The sequence below is a fragment of the Nostoc paludosum FACHB-159 genome (assembly GCF_014698835.1).
GTDB classification, from domain to species: domain Bacteria; phylum Cyanobacteriota; class Cyanobacteriia; order Cyanobacteriales; family Nostocaceae; genus Nostoc; species Nostoc paludosum.
On sequence record NZ_JACJTU010000004.1, the window covers coordinates 187,075 to 204,888 of the forward strand.

General features: G+C 36.6%; 13 protein-coding genes. 10 read left to right on the forward strand and 3 right to left on the reverse strand.

All coding sequences use genetic code 11. The features are described 5' to 3' along the window. The first annotated feature begins 10 nt into the window (after positions 1 to 10). From H6H03_RS06035 to H6H03_RS06050, 4 genes are read left to right on the forward strand one after another with little or no spacing between them, the layout of a single operon-like run. Entirely contained in the window at positions 11 to 1,159 is a 1,149-nt protein-coding gene (locus tag H6H03_RS06035) for a phenylacetate--CoA ligase family protein (RefSeq protein WP_190954228.1), read from the forward strand. Next, entirely contained in the window at positions 1,160 to 2,317 is a 1,158-nt protein-coding gene (locus H6H03_RS06040) for a glycosyltransferase (protein ID WP_190954229.1), read from the forward strand. Beyond that, a complete protein-coding gene (locus tag H6H03_RS06045; protein WP_190954230.1) occupies positions 2,289 to 3,509 on the forward strand; it encodes an O-antigen ligase family protein in 1,221 nt (406 codons plus the stop codon). The genes H6H03_RS06040 and H6H03_RS06045 overlap by 29 nt, the downstream gene beginning before the upstream one ends. Continuing rightward, positions 3,506 to 4,627, forward strand: coding sequence for a glycosyltransferase family 4 protein (locus H6H03_RS06050; protein WP_190954231.1), 1,122 nt, complete (start codon positions 3,506 to 3,508; stop codon positions 4,625 to 4,627). The genes H6H03_RS06045 and H6H03_RS06050 overlap by 4 nt, the downstream gene beginning before the upstream one ends. Before the next feature lie 245 nt (positions 4,628 to 4,872). Here H6H03_RS06050 and H6H03_RS06055 read toward each other — a convergent pair whose 3' ends face one another. The 3 genes from H6H03_RS06055 to H6H03_RS06065 all read right to left on the reverse strand — a co-directional run bounded on the left by H6H03_RS06055 (position 4,873) and on the right by H6H03_RS06065 (position 10,410). Next, positions 4,873 to 6,321 (reverse strand): PQQ-dependent sugar dehydrogenase, encoded by a 1,449-nt coding sequence (locus H6H03_RS06055; protein ID WP_190954232.1) that lies wholly within the window; start codon positions 6,319 to 6,321, stop codon positions 4,873 to 4,875. Between the two features lie 65 nt (positions 6,322 to 6,386). Then, a complete protein-coding gene (locus H6H03_RS41165; protein WP_190954233.1) occupies positions 6,387 to 7,736 on the reverse strand; it encodes a pre-peptidase C-terminal domain-containing protein in 1,350 nt (449 codons plus the stop codon). A gap of 883 nt (positions 7,737 to 8,619) precedes the next feature. Beyond that, positions 8,620 to 10,410, reverse strand: a complete 1,791-nt coding sequence (locus H6H03_RS06065; protein WP_190954234.1) for a calcium-binding protein — start codon at positions 10,408 to 10,410, stop codon at positions 8,620 to 8,622. 955 nt (positions 10,411 to 11,365) lie between these two features. Between H6H03_RS06065 and H6H03_RS06070 the strand changes: the two genes are divergently transcribed. The 6 genes from H6H03_RS06070 (at position 11,366) to H6H03_RS06095 (ending at position 17,767) form a co-directional block, all read left to right on the forward strand. Then, positions 11,366 to 13,009 carry a DUF4091 domain-containing protein gene (locus H6H03_RS06070; RefSeq protein WP_190954235.1) on the forward strand — a complete coding sequence of 548 codons (1,644 nt, stop codon included), beginning with the start codon at positions 11,366 to 11,368 and terminating at the stop codon, positions 13,007 to 13,009. A gap of 176 nt (positions 13,010 to 13,185) precedes the next feature. Continuing rightward, the gene (locus H6H03_RS06075) at positions 13,186 to 13,791 is read left to right on the forward strand and encodes a hypothetical protein (protein ID WP_190954236.1); all 606 of its coding nucleotides are present in this window, start codon (positions 13,186 to 13,188) and stop codon (positions 13,789 to 13,791) included. Positions 13,792 to 13,898: 107 nt separating this feature from the next. Then, positions 13,899 to 15,686, forward strand: coding sequence for an OmpA family protein (locus tag H6H03_RS06080; RefSeq protein ID WP_190954237.1), 1,788 nt, complete (start codon positions 13,899 to 13,901; stop codon positions 15,684 to 15,686). A 42-nt stretch (positions 15,687 to 15,728) separates the two neighbouring features. Beyond that, positions 15,729 to 16,205, forward strand: a complete 477-nt coding sequence (locus H6H03_RS06085) for a Rab family GTPase (protein ID WP_242057817.1) — start codon at positions 15,729 to 15,731, stop codon at positions 16,203 to 16,205. After that, on the forward strand, positions 16,206 to 16,595 hold the full coding sequence (locus H6H03_RS06090; protein WP_190954239.1) for a hypothetical protein: 390 nt from the start codon (positions 16,206 to 16,208) through the stop codon (positions 16,593 to 16,595). Positions 16,596 to 16,645: 50 nt separating this feature from the next. Then, positions 16,646 to 17,767: a sensor histidine kinase gene (locus H6H03_RS06095; RefSeq protein WP_190954240.1), complete on the forward strand. Its 1,122-nt coding sequence runs from the start codon at positions 16,646 to 16,648 to the stop codon at positions 17,765 to 17,767. Positions 17,768 to 17,814 lie beyond the last annotated feature (47 nt).

Genomic DNA, 17,814 nt, shown 5'->3' on the forward strand with positions numbered 1-17,814 from the left:
TGCAAAATTAATGAATAATCTCTCCATTGAGAGAATTATCTATGAAAAACCAGAGGTATATCTTTCTCAGTTACCAATCCTCACAAAAGATATTATTCGCGCCAACTTTGAACAACTAAAATCTACAGATTTAGCACAGCGTAAGTGGTATTTAAATACATCAGGTGGTTCAACAGGAGAACCAATTATTTTAATTCAAGATGCTGAATATAACGATAAATCTACAGCAATTAGCTTACTTTTTTCTTATTTAGTTGGACGAGAACTAGGAGAAGCAGAAGTACGTTTGTGGGGTTCAGAAAAAGATGTTTTTGATGGGACGATGGGATGGAAGGCAACGTTTTTTAATTTCTTGAGAAATACTACATATATGAATGCTTTTCAGATGACTCCTGAAAAAATGAGGGATTTTTTGAAATTGCTAAATAAAAAACCACCAAAGTTAATTGTTGCCTACGCTCAAGCCATTTATGAATTAGCGAAATTTGCTGAAGATGAAAAAATTACACTTGTTCCTCAAAAAGCAATCATAACTTCTGCTGGGACACTTTATGCTTGGATGCGGCAAAAGATTGAAACTGTATTTCAGTGTAAAGTATTTAATCGTTATGGTTCTAGAGAAGTCAGCGATATTGCTTGTGAAAAACCAGGAGAGCAAGGATTATGGGTAGCTCCTTGGGGTAATTATATTGAGATTGTAGATGATGACAATAATCCTGTGCCAGCAGGAGTTGAAGGTAATATTTTGATTACTTCTCTAACAAATTTTGCTATGCCATTGATTCGTTATAAAATTGGCGATCGCGGCATTTTATCTCCTGAATATAAATCTGGACAAATACTTCAACAAGTTTCCGGTAGAAATGTTGACACTTTTAAAACTCAAAGCGGAACTTTAATTGATGGGGAATATTTTACTCATCTTTTATACTTCAAAAATTGGGTACATAAATTTCAAATTATTCAAAAAAGCTACTTAGAAATCACCATCAAAATTATTAAATCTAATTCTGATTATCTCGCTGAAGAACTTGATGATATTGTTGCCAAGTGTAAGCTGATGATGGGCAAAGATTGTGTGGTTAATTTTGAATTTGTAGATCGTATTCCTGTAAATAAGTCTGGGAAATACCGCTACACAATTTCCGAGGTGATTTAAATGAAGAAAAAGATTGTATTCCTGATTCGAGATTTGAATTATGGAGGAGCAGAAAGGCAATTAGTCACACTTGCAAAAGCTTTAGATAAACAATGTTTTGATATCACTGTTTTATGCTTTTACGCGGGTGGTTCCTTATCTTTAGATAAAGATTTAAAAGATAATGGCATCCCAATAATCTATTTAGAAAAACGAGGACGATGGCATTTATTCAGCTTCTTTTGGCGTCTTGTTCAGCATCTTCAGCGCATACGTCCCGATGTCTTGCATGGATATGGTGGAACGCCAAATTTACTGACTATCTTTTTAAAACCGTTTTTTCCCTCAACCCAGATAGTCTGGGGATTACGCAATTCTAATAGTGATTCTAATTTTTATGATTGGTTAGGGCGTTTAATCTTTCAGTTAGAGTGTATTTTAGCCAAGTTTGCTAACTTGATAGTGGTTAATTCTTATGCTGGAAAAACATACTATCTCAGTCATGGATTCCCCGCTAAGAAGATGATGGTAATTTCTAATGGTATTGATATCGAACTTTTTCAGCCTGATTTAGAAGCTAGGACAAAAGTGCGATCGCACTGGGGAATCTCCCAAAATACAATTTTAATTGGTTTAGTGGGACGGCTAGATTTAAGAAAAGACCATCCGACATTTTTAAAAGCAGCAGCATTACTGTGCGAACATAGCCAGAATGTACATTTTGTTTGTGTAGGTGGTGGTTCAGAAAACTATGCACGGGAGTTGGATGAATTAGCTTCTCTACTAGGCATTTCTAAAAAAGTTATTTGGGAAAAAGCGCGTGCAGATATGTCTGCAATCTATAATGCCTTAGATATTGTTGTTTCTGCATCTTATACAGAAGGATTTCCCAATGTAATAGGAGAAGCAATGGCCTGCGGTGTTCCCTGTGTGGTGACAGATGTAGGCGATTCAGCTTTGATTGTTGGTAATCCCGATGTAGTAGTACCTCCTAAAAATCCCGAAGCTTTGAAAATTGCCATCAATAAGTTAATAGAAAGATTGAGTATTGATGGTTGCGATCGCGCCCAAATTCGACAGCGAATAATTGACCATTTCTCGGTAGCTGAATTAGTCTTGAAAACCGAAGTTTCTTTAGTTAGTTTATGTCATGAATCAATCAACAAATGCAAAATTTGATTTCCTTTTTTATTATCAATGTGCCTTAGCCGTAGCTGCTATTTTCACATTTTTCACAGATATTAATTCGTATTTATATACATCAGGTATTCTTTCTCAACCTCCTTTGTTTTGGATTTTAGGTTTTGCTGTAGCTTCTATTCCCTTAATTTTTTCACGAGACAAGTACATTCCAATATCTGTAATTCTTTGGGCTTTTGGTTTTATTTTTGTCTCAATACTGTGGTTTGTACTATTTCCACCATCTGGAGAACTTGCTTTTGAAGAATTAAGAAAACGACTTTTAGCATTGATTTTTATCTTTGCAATGATCTTAATCTTTTCTGGAAATAAAACAATCCATTCCTTGGCTCAATGGGCGATATTTTTAGCAGTATTAATTACTGTATTTAATAGCATTTACGAGTTTTTTAACCCTGCTGCTTTTAATGCATTAGGTAATGGTGGTCGGGTGACTGGATTTTACTTGAACCCAAACAGTAATGGCTGTGCGTTGATACTTGGGATGATTTTTAGCGTCAGTATATTACAGCCAATATATCGTTTACCTTTTGTCTATTTAGTCGGTATTGGAGTTATCTTGACATTTTCACGAGGTGCTATTCTTGGCTGGTTAATTACAGTTATTATTTTTACCATTACCCGCGTACTGCATTTCAATAAATTACTTTATTGGATTTTTGGCATAGGAATTTTTATTCTCACCTTAGGTTCACAATGGTGGCAAGAATTATTACAAAATTTAGATTTTAACGCCAACTCTTTAGAAAGAATTGCATGGTTTCAAAATATCTCAACTTCTGATTCAGAAGATTCCGCAGATTCGCGGTTAGAAGTAGCTCAATTGGCTTGGCAGATGTTTATGAAACATCCCTTTTTCGGCAATGGAATTGGCTCAACTTTAACGTGGAATATGGAAATATCTACGCACAATATTTATTTATATTATATGGCAGATCATGGAATCATCGGTGCTTTAGTTCTACCTATATTAGTATATGCAGTCACACAGCACGCCCGTGGAGAAACTAAATATATTGGCTTGGCTTTTGCTGCTTTTATTCTTCTGTGGGGATTATTTAGCCATAACGTTTTAGAAGAACGTTATATCCTCATTATGTTTTCATTCATGGCTGCCATGACTGGAGCAAGCCGATTAGAACAAAAGTTAAAATTAGGATATCAATTATGAAAATTATTTATATCATTACCGGACTCTCCACTGGTGGTGCTGAAGTCATGCTTTATAAACTTCTTTCTAAGATAAATAGGCAACGTTTTAGTCCAGTTGTTATTTCTTTAATGGATAGCGGAACATGGGGCGATCGCATTGTGAATTTAGGCATTCCAGTTTACACCATTGGGATGAAACCAGGAACGCTTAAACTAATTAATATTTGGCGAATGATTCACATAGTACGCCAACTCAAACCTGACCTAATTCAAGGTTGGATGTATCATGGAAACTTGGCTGCACAGTTTGTAAGACTTTTCATATTTAGACAAGTGCCTGTTTTCTGGAATATACGTCATTCACTTCATTCTTTAGAACTAGAAAAGCCTAGAACAACTATTATTATTAAACTATGCGCCAGATTTTCTCACTTACCAAAAAAAATTATTTATAACTCTCAGAATAGTTCTAAACAACATGAAAAAATTGGATATTGTCTTGAGAAAACCTGTGTAATTCCCAACGGTTTTGAAACAGAAAAATATATACCATCAACAGAAGCTCGCCTCGGTGTTCGTTCAGAACTAAATATCCCAGAAAATTCTTTATTGATTGGCTTAATTGGTCGTTATCATCCCATAAAAGACCATTTTAATTTTCTTCAGGCTGCTGCATTATTAATCAAAAGTTATTCCAACGTCCAATTTGTTCTTGTTGGCAATCAAGTTGATTGGGATAATCATATTTTATCGGAACTAATCCATGAACTAGGACTTATCCAGCACATATATCTATTAGGTGAACGTCATGATGTGCCACGTTTAACTGCTGCTTTAGATATCGCCTCTTCCTCTTCATCTGGAGAAGGTTTTCCCAACGTAATTGGCGAAGCTATGTCTTGTGGCGTTCCTTGTGTAGTTACAGATGTGGGAGACTCAGGCTGGATTGTCGGTGATACTGGAAAAGTCGTCCCCCCAAAAAATCCAGAAGCATTAGCCAATGCTTGGCAAGCATTAATCAATATCGGAAAAGACGGTAGAGAAAGCTTAGGAAAAGCAGCACGCGCCAGAGTCATAAAATGCTTTTCTTTAGACTCTATTGTGACTGAATATGAGGCTATATATCATCATATATAGCCTCAACAAAATACTAAAAATCATGCAGCGTATTTCAGGTAAATGAAGTACACAAGTAGGGGCGCATAGCTATCATTGGTGTCAATCTAAGCTCAAACTCTGACCCCACCCCCAACCCCTCCCCTTGGCAAGGGGAGGGGAGGTTTTGGCTTTAGACAAAACCGGGGTGGGGTGACGCGGATCGTGATAGTAAACGAGTGAAATTTTAGTGCAATACTATCCAAAATCTAAAATCTAAAATTGCCTCACTTAGCAGGTATAGTAACTTCCCAAACTCCTTGATCTCCACCGTATTCCAAAACATAAATTTTATTGCCAATAATTTCAGCATCAATGGGATTACTGAAACCTTTAACAATACGTCTAGCTTCAAGCTTATAATTGGTAGTTCCTACTTTAGTCAAATTTAAATGCAACAGATCTTGGCTAGGATCTTTAAAAGGGCCAGCCACTGTTTCGCCAGTAGGATCGCCTATAGTCCAACTTAATACAAAGCCATCTCTGTTGAATTCTGGACTCATTGCTCCTTGGGTGTCAAAAACTAAACCCAAAGGAGAACGATGTGTTGTAAAAGTGCTAAAAGTTTGCCCAAGAACACTAGCATCTTTGACTTTGCCATCTTGAGGATCGCGGTAATTATCTGCATCCGGGCCAACATTAGGAATTGGTTCAGTCAAAGTGATATTAGGCTTAGGGGGAAAGGTCGGATCGTTATAATAATAGCCTTTTATAACTGCGCCAAATTTGGGATTTAATAAACGATCGTTGGCAGGATTATAATTTGGATATTGTTGTGGATTATCTGTCCCGCCAATACGCCAGGGAAAGCCGTAATGAAAACCCTGACGTAGCCAATTTAATTCTTCTGACATATCCCTATCTGGCCCATTTTCTGCGCCAAATAAATCTCCATTAGGCGCGAAAGCCATATCATAAGTATTGCGTATTCCTTCTGCAAAAATATAGCCAGCGCTCTTTAAAGTAGCTCGATTATTTGCAAGAAACAAATTTTGTCCATTAGTAGGAAGACGAATTATACAGGCCGTTAATCCTACTTCGCGAGTATTAGGATATAAGCCGCCAGCAGTTTGAACTTCACCATGATCGGTACGAGAACCACTATTGATATAAATATAATTACCATCTAGGCTAACAACTACGCCGCTGAAACGATGGTCGTAGGCTGTTTTACTTTTAGGATACGCTGCACTTTTAGCCAAAACAGACCAAATACGTTGTCCTGTACTCGGATTAATTACACCTTTAACAATAACTGCTTTGGTCTGGTCATTTGCAACGTTTCCATTGCCAACTAAATAAATAGTACCGTTAGGCCCAATGGCCATACCTTGAGTTTCACTGACTTTATGATTATTAAAGTTGTAGACCAGTGTAGTAGTAGATGAACCTAAATTAACTCGATAAATTTCACCATTGCGTTTGAGATAATAGAGGGTATTGTTTCGCGGATCTTTTACAATCCGAACAGAAGGAGAAATCGATTTTGTATTGACAATATTGCGAATCTTAATATCAGAACGTAGGGCTTCAGGTGCAGCACTAACTACAGTAGTTCCATAATTTAATAGAACCATTGTTAATAAAAGCGTTTTTGACCAAAAAAAGCAGCTTTTAAGAGCGAATTTATTGCTAAATTTGCGTTTAGCTGGCTGAGATAATTTACTGGTACTCATTATTTTCTCCACAAACATAGTCAGATGATTTTTCTCGAAATTTTCTTAATTAACAAAATTCGTCCCTACGCCAAACTAACTTCTAAGGTATAAGGAACGGAGAGGCTGTCACTTTCGCCAGAGAAAGTTCCACCATTTTGAGGAAAGAAAGCATATTTACTGACTGAAATAGAGTATGTCCCTGCACCTAGTGAAGCGGTGATTAACGATCCAAAGTCTGATTCACTGCCACTATCATCATTAAATTGCAGCAAAGTCCCAGCGTTGTTAAATAGGCCGAGGATAGTATCATCAAGTGTCACCGTTTTGATAGTTACAGTTGCTGAATTTGCTATCGAAAATCTAAAAAAGTCAAAATCAGGATTATCTCCTGGTTGAACTGATACTAATTCACCAGAAATATTCACATCTGAGCCTGATGATAAGGAACCTAATCCTTCAGCGGTGGATAATGTATTGTTTGTAGCTTGTCCAGCATTTTCTCGCTCATAGAAAAGGAAGTCGTCACTATCAAGTCTGAGATTGGTTCTTCCCTGCACAATACCTACGATCTCATCTGGTTCTGTTCCTGGGTTGTCTAAAAATATTTGTGTGTTTCCTGCAACAACTTGCAGGCGGTAGTTCTGTACAGATCCTTTGAGTTCAATTCGATCTTCACTAGAGTTGAAGTCACTAATCGTGGCTAAGTCTCCAAAACCTGCGTTGCCAGTGTTGTTATCGTCGTAGAAAACATTTGTAGCGTTCCCAAGAACAAATCTATCTACCCCAATTCCACCAGTGAGAGTATCAATCTCCCCCGATCCTGGTGGAACCAGGCTACCAGGGAAAACACCAATCAGGACATCGTTTCCAGACCCTCCATTGAGTCTGTCATTACCAGGCCCGCCCTGTAGACTATCATTGCCATCCTCACCATTGAGGATGTCATTGCCCAAATTACCGTCTAGGGTGTCATTGCCTGCTCTACCATTGAGAGTATTGTTAGCGCTATTACCAAAGAGGAAGTTGTTAAGAGTGTTACCTGTGCCATTGATGGCGCTAGTTCCCGTCAGCGTCAGATTCTCCAGATTCGCTAGTAATGTGTAGCTGATAGAAGACCTGACGCTATCTGTACCTGAATTAGCAGCTTCGGTAATAATATCAGTAACATTGTCAATTATGTAAGTATCGTTACCTAATCCCCCGTTTAATGTGTCAGTACCGATGCCGCCATCAAGGGTGTCGTTGCCATCTCCACCAATTAGACTGTCGTTTTCCGTGCCACCAAACAGATTATCGTTACCAGCCGCACCATTTAAGGTGTCGTTGCCGGACAGACTATTGGCATTACCACCATTAGCCCAACCATATATCGTGTCATTTCCCGAAGTCCCATTTCTGACATCAGAACCTGTCGTGCCAAAGATAACTGCCATATTATTTCTCCTGAATTTTTAACTAATGCCTAAGAGGTTGTTTGCAAAGTCGTTTTAAATACTCCGTTTCTCGCTTTTAGGAGTAGAGGGTGGGAAAAAGCAAAATCATTGATACTTTTCAAACTTCCTTTAATTTCGGCATTAGTCAAACAACTCTTTATCAGTTAGATATAGATTACTTGCCATTTGCGTGATCCTATTTTTGAAAATCCAAATTTAAAATATTCAAGTGCTGATTGTAGCTGGGTTAAAAGCCATTCCTCTGGTTAGAGGTGAATGAGGCGATCGCCCTACAAAAACATTGAATAATTTATTCTTTGTAACTACCTTAATTGATTACGCAAATGGTAAGTAATTGGCAAAAAATTTTATTTGTCTTGGTTATTTTGGTAAATTTTTATCATTGCCATAACTATTAATTATCATGAGTCAAAGTATACATGCACTACTTTAACAAATCTTCAAAATTTCAATCTATGCCATTTATAATAGGTTCCCCAAAAATGTAAACCTTAATGAAGCTTTTTTTCACAAAAACTAATTTTTTTAGTAAAACTTGTGATAGTTTTTCAATAAAAGCTGCATATTGGTTAAGTTAGGTATCATTATCAGATATTTTGTAAAAAAAACTATTATTTTTAACTACAAAAAATACTTTTAGATTAAAGCAATCTTTTGAAAATTGGATAAGTTAAACTGATACATCGATCCAGAAAATTTTTGTGCTTAATAGCAGTCAAACTTTACATAAAATTTATCAGCGCAGCATTCAGTTGGCTATTGCAGTATTACTCCCTGTTGAATCAAGAGCGAAACATCACCAAATCATTGATTTAGTGATGTTTAGTTTGAATGTCAGTAGTTTCTCAAGTTAACAAAGTCCTTAAGCAAAAGTAACTTTTAGCGTATAAGAAAAATCAGGATTAGATGCGTCACCTCCTGAAAAAGTTCCGCCACTTTCAGGGAAGAAATTAAATTTACTCACTGCAATGGAGTACGTACCCGCACCTAATGAAGTACTGATGAATGACTGCAAGTCTGGGGGAGTATCATCATTAACTTCCAGTAAAGTCCCAGCATTGTTAAACAGTCCGAGAACTGTATCTCCTGATGTCAGTGTCTCAATAGTGACAGTTCCTGGATTTGCTAAAGAAAATCTAAAAAAGTCAAAATCAGGATTACTCCCTGGCTCAATTGTTGCTAAGCGAGCTGAAATATTAACATTCGATCCTGATGATAATGAACCTAATCCTTCAGCACTGGCTAGTGTATTGTTTGTACCTTGTCCAGCATTTTCTCGCTCATAGAAAAGGAAGTCATCACTATCAAGTCTGAGATTGGTTCTTCCTTGCACAATACCTAATATCTCGTCTGGCTCTGTTCCCGGTTTATCTAAAAATATTTGTGTGTTACCTGCAACAGCTTGTAAGAGGTAGTTCTGTGTGGCTCCTTTAAGTTCAATTCGATCTAGGTTCGAGTCTAAGTCAGTAATAATTGCCAAGTCACCAAAACCAGGATTAACAGTATTGTTATCGTCGTAGAAAACATTTAAAGAGTCTCCCAAGATAAATCTATCTATCCCAAGTCCACCATTCAAGGTATCAAGTTCTCCTAATCCCGGTGGAAGCAGACTGCCAGGGAAAGTACCGATGAGGATGTCGTCTCCAGATCCTCCATTGATTCTGTCATTACCAGGCCCGCCTTGTAGACTATCATTGCCGTCCTCACCATTGAGGATGTCATTGCCCAAATTACCGTCTAGGGTGTCATTGCCTGCTCTACCATTGAGAGTGTTGTTAACGCTATTACCAAAAAGTAAGTTGTTAAGAGTGTTACCTGTGCCGTTGATAGCACTAGTTCCCGTTTGCCTAAGATTCTCCACATTGGCAGCGAGTGTGTAGGTAATAGAAGACCGGACGATATCTGTGCCTGAATTAGCAGCCTCGATAATGGTGTCAACAGCACCGTCAATGATGTAAGTGTCGTTGCCTGCTGCCCCGTTCAATGTGTCAGTACCTAAACCACCATTAAGGGTGTCATCGCCATTTCCACCATTTAGACTATCATTGCCACCATTACCGGATAATTGGTTGTTTTGGTTGTCACCAACAATGATGTCATTTGCGTTTGTACCGATGACGTTATCAAAGTTGATTGCAGTAAATGATAATGTTCCCAAACCAGGAACGTTATTAGCAGCCAAAGTTTGGGTTTGCAGGTTAACGGTAATAAATACCCCAGCCAAAGATGCGGATGCATCTATGGTGTTGTTGGCAACGTTAGCATTAGCAATAACTTTTTCTACTTTAAAAAGTTGGTCTTGCCCCAATGCCCCTTTTTGAATGGTTCCGACACCTGACAAGATAATGGTTTGATTTAGTTGACTGTAGTCTGCGGTATCAAGGCCATCTCCGCCATTAATGCTGTCGCTACCCTGGCCGCCTTTAAAGGTGTCGTTTCCTGTACCCCCGTCAAGCGTATCATTGCCATCTCCACCAATTAAACTGTCGTTCCCCGTCCCGCCTGCGAGGGAATCGTTACCAGCTGCACCATTTAAGGTATCGTTACCAGAGGTACTATTGGCATTACCACCAAGGGCCCAACCAACTATAGTGTCATTTCCCACAGTTCCAGTGAGACTGTCAGGATTTGTGCTGCCGAAAATAGATGCCATGTTATTTTTCCTGAATTTTATGATTAATACGTAAGTTCAGCCTCACCCAAAGAACTATTCATCAGTTCAATGTCGATCGCTTGCCATTTGCGTACTATTAAGTTAGAAAACATGAAATTGTTTGCTTAGAAACTTCTAAACAAAAAATATTCAACTAATATTGTGGACAAGCCAGAAAAGCCTGCCTTTGATTCTCGGCAAAGGAGATGCCTACTTTACAAAACTAGATAATTTATGTTTCTAAAAATTAGTTAATTAATTACTCAAATGGTTAAGTAGTTAGATCTATATTTTTGATTCTTTTGTCAGATTTTTTGAGCCAAGCTGTAACTATTTACTTATCACAATCGATAGGTTAACTAAACTTCTTTACAAAATCTTTAAAATCTTAATAAATACCACTAATAATAGATAGCAATATAACTATTAATTTTAATTAAAAATTTTTAGCTCCTAGTGATTTTTTGGCGAACATTAATAGTTTTTTTAGCTTCATACGCTTTCAATTATTAATTTATGTTTCAAAATTAGATTTTTTTGTTAAAAATTATTTCTATTTAATTATAGAAAAAAGTTTTTTAATACTAAAGAATAATCAAATAATATATAAATTAAAATTATATTTTGCCTGTAAATTTTTTACCTTAAAAAACCTTTAAGCTTTACATAAACTTTATATAATTACTGGAAAAGTTTTTAAGTACAGTAACCGTTAATACAATTCCCCAGCCGCCTTATGGACAAAAATTTTTCTACCTTTTAATTTGTCTCAGGCTCTTTTACTACTTAGGGCAGAGAATAATAAAAGTTAAATGATTAAAGTGATATGGAGTGCCAAAATTAGCGATGGCTACACCCCGCCGGAGGCGGGAAATTGATATTTCAGGCATTTACTAATCTCCAAGTATAAAAGTTATCTCTCGCTTCAAGAAGATTTGAATCAGGAGAATTTGAAGTGTCTTTTTTAAATAGAAAGCTCAGGTTTGTTAACAAACTCAAACTTATCTTTGGGATATTGGGGACAGTATTTACTTTATTTGCTTGTTCAAATATCGGATTATTAGCTAATAACTCATTCTTAGGCGATCGCCCTTTTGTATGGGTAGCTCCAAGTCTGGAAAGAATAAAGCAAAAAGACCCACCAGGAAGTAAAACCGAGATTGATTTGTATGCGGCGCGGGGAGAATATGAACCTTTTCAGATAGGAATTCGCGCACCCAATGGTGGTCTGACAAATGTCAATGTAGTGGTTTCAGATTTGTCTGCTGCAAACAATCGAGTAATTTCCAACACAAACATTACACTCTACCGCGAACATTACGTTCGTGTTACTCATGCCAGCCCTAACAAAAAAGGCAGTACTAATCCATCTTTAGGTACTGGATGGTATGCTGATGGGCTAATTCCGTTTATTAATCCTGAAAACAAAAAAGATATTAGAGGTGCTGAGTTAGACGCTGTTCCATTCAACTTAAAAGGTGGGAATAACCAACCTATTTGGGTAGATATTTTTGTACCTCGCAACACTCAAGCTGGAGACTATAGAGGTACTTTTATTGTTAATAGCGACCAAGGAGCGATCGCAGGTAAAATTCACCTGAAAGTTTGGGATTTTGAGTTACCGATCAAACCATCGCTGAATTCTGAGTTCACCTTTTATGAACATGAAGATAAAAGCGAGATGATAGAACTTCTCAAACATAAATTAATGCCTGACGCTCATTTTAATCCAGCATATGAACCAGAGTTAATGAAGCAATGGGGGCTGCGTTCCCGGAGTCTTCCTTTTTGGAGTGGGGCTAATGTTAGTACTTGCAAAATGGCTCCAGCACCTTCTCTCAAAAAGATTAAAACTACTGCTACTAAACATGAATCGGGTTTATTTCTCTATGCCAGATATGCTGATGAAATTGATAACTGCTCAAATTTAATTGAACCAGTAAAGGAATGGGCGCGAAATTTTCATCAAGCTGGAGTTGCAACCGCTTTAGCAATGACTCCTACACCTGCACTTTATGATGATGGTTCTGGAACTGGACGTACAGCTGTAGATATATGGATAGTATTGCCAGAAGTCTATGATGAAGCCCGCGATCGAATTACTGAAGTTTTGCAAAAAGGAGATAAAGTTTGGTCTTACAATGCTTTAGTACAAGACGGATACTCTCCCAAATGGCAGATAGACTTTGAACCAATAAACTACAGAATTCATCCAGGTTTTATTAGCCAAAGCCTTGGGCTAACTGGGATTTTATACTGGCGAGTTGACCTATGGACAAAAGACCCTTGGAAGGACGTTCAAACTTATTTCCAGAAGAAATACAAACATTATTTTCCTGGCGAAGGAATGTTGTTTTATCCGGGGAAACAAGTAGGTATCAAAGGAGTTGTTCCTTCCATGAGGCTGAAATGGCTCAGAGAAGGGGTAGAAGATTACGAGTACCTGGAAATACTTAAAAATCTGGAGCGGCAACAGTGGGCGCTTTCATTAGCTCGGCGTGTAGGGCTTGACTGGAAGCACTGGACGCGGGATACAAATTTGTTGGAATCAGTCCGGCGACAGTTGGGCGAAGAAATACATAGACTCTCTTCTCAATAAAAGATTGAGAAATTCATCATTACTTTGACTAAAATTTAGATATTTTTTAATATATCCAAGTGGATATATTTTTTTCGTGTATAAATATCCTTTATACTTAGTTATTGTCTACACTATAAATATACTATAAAAATTAACAACCAAAGCCAAATTTGTTTTCAAAAGGAATTAAAAATATGAATCCACCAGAAGAATACATCAGTCATAATTCATTGAAAGTAGAACAAGAGGGAGCGAATTCAGTAAATAACGAACTGCAATTTAGCAATGGGATTAGCGAAAGTAGGAGTTTGGATAAAGTTAGAGAAATTCTTGTTGGCAATCAAATTAGAGATATCGAAAAAAGATTTATCCGCTTAGAAGAACGGCTAATGCAAGAATTTACTAACGTGCGAGATGAAAGTAAAAAACGTTTAGATGCTTTAGAAAATTATGTTAAACAAGAAGTTGATTCCTTAACACAGCGCCTTAAAAATGAGCAGAAAGAACGCGATATTCAACTGAAAGCCGTTGCAGAAGAAAATAAAAATGTCAGTCTAAATTTAGAAAATAAGTTAACTCAATTTGACGAACAAGCTACTAAGAGTCAACGAGAGCTACACGAGCAGATTCTCAACCAATCTAAAAGTTTACAAGATGATATTCAAAAAAAATCCCAGGAAATTTTAGTTTTGCTAGAACGGGAGGTTCAACAGCTTCGTAGAGACAAAACAGATCGTTCCAATCTTGCAGCTATGTTCGCAGAATTAGCTGTCAGGCTGAACGCTGACAATAAGTCTTAAAATCAAAAATTAGGAAATACAAAGTTAATTGTTAGAGCATCAGCACAGTTCTCCTATTAACAAAAAAATGTTAATTCATAAAAACTGGGAATTGAGGGATTTTGGTAATGAGTGACTCTTCGATGAATCAAATACCAAAAGCATCTCCTGAAGGTTTGAAAAGCAATAGCAAGGCTTCCGAAATTAAGGATGAATTAACTATACTCCGTAGTTTGCTACTAGATATTGAGCCAACTAAACTTGAAAAACTTTATGAACGGCTAGAAAACCCCGAAATTAAACCAGAAGATATTAGCAAAATGCTTCCAGAAGCTGTAATCTTGCGCTCAAAGCAAGATAAACAACTTGGAGAAGTAATGGTATCAACTGTTGAAGAAGCTATTCAAGTTTCTGTTAAGCAAGACCATAATGTGCTTGCAGAAACATTATTTCCAATAATTGGGCCAGCTACTCGTAAGGCGATTTCTACAGCTCTTGAAGAAATGATTCAATCTCTGAATCAAACCTTAGAACATAGCTTGTCTTTCCAAAGTTTTCAGTGGAGATTAGAAGCGCAACGCACAGGAAAATCATTTGCGGAAATTGTGCTGCTACGGACGCTACTTTACCGAGTGGAACAAGTATTTTTGATTCATAAAGAATCTGGATTATTACTTCAACATTTAGTAGTAAAGCAGGTTACGATTCAAGATCCAGATTTAGTAGCTGCTATGTTGACAGCTATTCAAGATTTTATCAAAGATTCGTTCACCGTCCAAAAAGGAGATGGGATAAAAAGTTTACGTTTTGGAGAAGTTACCATTTGGATTGAAGAGGGGCCACAAGCGTTAATAGCAGCGATGATTCGGGGAAATCCTCCCCAAGAATTAAGGTTAGTTTTACAAGAAGCAATCGAAAAAATTCACCTCAAGTTTAGTCAAGAAATTAAAGATTTTGCTGGAGATACAGAAATATTTGATGTCAGTAAACCCGATTTAGAAGATTGCTTGGTAGTTAAGTATAAATCTGCTGCTAAAAAAAATTATACATATACTTGGATTCTCTTAGGTGTAATGGCGATCGCTTTTGGAACTTGGGGTTTTTTTACTATTAGAGAACAACTCCGTTGGCGGGCTTATCTGCAAAAACTCAACTCTCAGCCAGGAATTGTTGTAATTAACTCCCAGCAAAGTTTTGGCAAATACTTTATTAGGGGAATGCGCGATCCTTTGGCAGTAGATCCTAATACATTCATACAACAAACAAATCTTAACCCCAAAACAGTAATTAGTCAGTGGCAACCTTACCTGTCTTTGGAACCAGAATTTACTACCAAAAGAGTTAAACAATTGTTACATCCACCCCCAACTGTATCACTACAAGTTGATAAAAACGGTATTCTTAACGTCACAGGTTATGCATCCCGTCAATGGATTTTACAAGCACGTAAATTATGGACTTTTATTCCTGGCATTACTCAATTTCAGGATAAAAATCTTGGAGAAATAGAACTTAGTCAATTGGAGGAATATAAAAAACAAATAGAACAAAAAATATTGTTTTTTGTCGAAGGGACGGTTGAACTTAGCTCTGGTGAAGTTAGTAAGCTACCTAATTTAACTCTGTCAATACGCAATTTCTTGAATATTGCTAAGTCTTTAGAGAAAGACGTGCAAATTCAAATCATTGGACATACCAATAACACAGGAACAGAGCAAACAAATATGCTCCTCAGTCAAGCCCGTGCTGAGAAAATTTTATCTTATTTCAAATTCCAAGGAATCAATACAAAACAACTTCAAGCAATAGGTGTAAGTTATAACCAACCTTTGCAGCTACAACTCACACCAGACTCTCAAAATATTAGTAGCCGTCGAGTATCTTTTAAAGTATTTATAGCTAATAAATCTGACTAAAATTATACCACTTTTTTTATGGTTGTTCAGAAAAAAATTTGTATGATAGGTGCATTTGCTACAGGTAAAACTAGTTTAGTATCGAGGTTCGTTCACAGTATTTTTTCTGACAAATACCATACGACTGTGGGTGTAAAAATTGATAAAAAAATTATAGATATTCAAGACAATAAGATAAATCTGATTGTTTGGGATCTCTACGGAGAAGATGAATTTCAAAAAGTGCGAATGTCTTATTTACGCGGTTGTGCTGGTTATTTATTAGTCGTAGATGGTACGAGGCGTAATACTTTAGAAAAAGCTTTCGATTTACAAACAAGAGTAGAAGATGCTATTGGTAAAGTTCCATTTATTTTGGTGATGAACAAATACGATATTACAGATGAATGGGAAATTGAACCTGCTGAAGTAGATGAAGTGATAGAAAAGGGTTGGACTGCGATCAAAACAAGTGCTAAAAATGGACTAGGTGTAGAAGAAATTTTTCAAACTCTTGCTAAGAAAATTTTGGATTCCTAAATGCTAGATGTCCCTAATTCTGTGATTACCTATCTTATCAATTTTCTAACAGCAGAGCGTTCTCTTGCCTATCTGTTGGTCAGCAAAGATGGGAGTCTATTAGATTGGGGAGGCAAATTGGCAGAATATGGAATTACTAACCTCGCTAAAGGAGAAAATATTAAAGAGCAAGTTTGTTTTCTAGAGGGTTTACTACCACTAGATGATACTTCTCTATTTCTACCATTTATCAAAACAGAGTATGGCAGTTGTGCAGATGTTCATATGTTTCCCACTGAAGAAGGAGATTGGGTGTTATTCTTAGATAGTAGCTGCGATCAAAATGATCTCTTTGCTACTCAACAAAAGGCTAATGAGTTTAGTCTTTTACAAGAAAAATTAAATAAATAGTTCTATTGTTAATCTGAAATCCAATTTAATCATCTTAAATTTAAATAAATATGAATACGTCCATTACAAATGATGTGCTGGCTGCTTTAAACATTTTAACTTTAGAGTATATTAATACAGGCTTATTTAAAATAATTGGTAATATACCTGATTGGTTAAATGAATTTTGTCATCACAAATTAACTTCAGGGATGAATATATCAGTACCAGAGGAAAAATTTTGTTTTTTAAAAAACTTTTTAATTGATGCTGAAGAATTTTGGTTGAATCATAGCAGTAAACAAATCAATTCAGGTTTATGGACTGAAGTAGATACAAATGGACAAGAATATCAATTTGAAGCTTATGCACTATTTATAAATCAAAAAAAAATTATATTGATTGAGCTTTTAGAAGAGACTTATCGAGATAAGCAATATCTTATACAAAAAGGTAGAGAATATGAATTAATTTATTATCAATTACTCAAAGATAATCAAAAAAAAGATATTTTGCTTCATTGTATTATGCATGATATAGCAGGACAATTAAGTGCTATAAATGGCTGTTTGTCACTACTAGAATATGAAAATTTAACGCTCAAAGGTAAAGAATATTTAGAAGTAGGGAGACAGCAATGTATGAAGCAGCAGGCTTTAATTAAAGATATTTTAGATATTTTTTCTACTGAAGTAATGTCATTAGAAAATTCTAATGGCGATATTCAAGAATCACCCAATATTTTAACTTCTATACAAGAAGTCATTGAATTTTTAAAGCCCAGTTTTTCCCAGAAAAATATCGAATTAGAGTTTGCTAACCAAGTTGACACGAGAATAGACTGGAGAGTTATTGCAGAAAAATCTCGTTTAGATAGAGTGATTTCTAATCTAGTAGAGAATGCTTATCGTTATAGCTCTCAAGATTCTGTTGTGACTATTAGTCTCCAGTTGGATGGAGAATATGTTTTAGTTAATGTAGACGATCGCGGTTCTGGCGTACCACCAGAAATGGTGAGAAATTTATTTCAAAAGTTCTCCCAAGGCAAAGATAAATCCGGCAGAGCCGGTCTAGGTCTTTATTTCTGTAGAATCACACTAGAACGTTGGGGAGGTAGTATTGGTTATTTACCCCGCGCAGAAGGTGGCTCTAGATTTTGGTTCCGCTTGCGAAGAAGGATCGTAAGGGGATGAGGGAGATGAGAGAGACGCGGGGACGCGGGGACACGGAGACGCGGAGA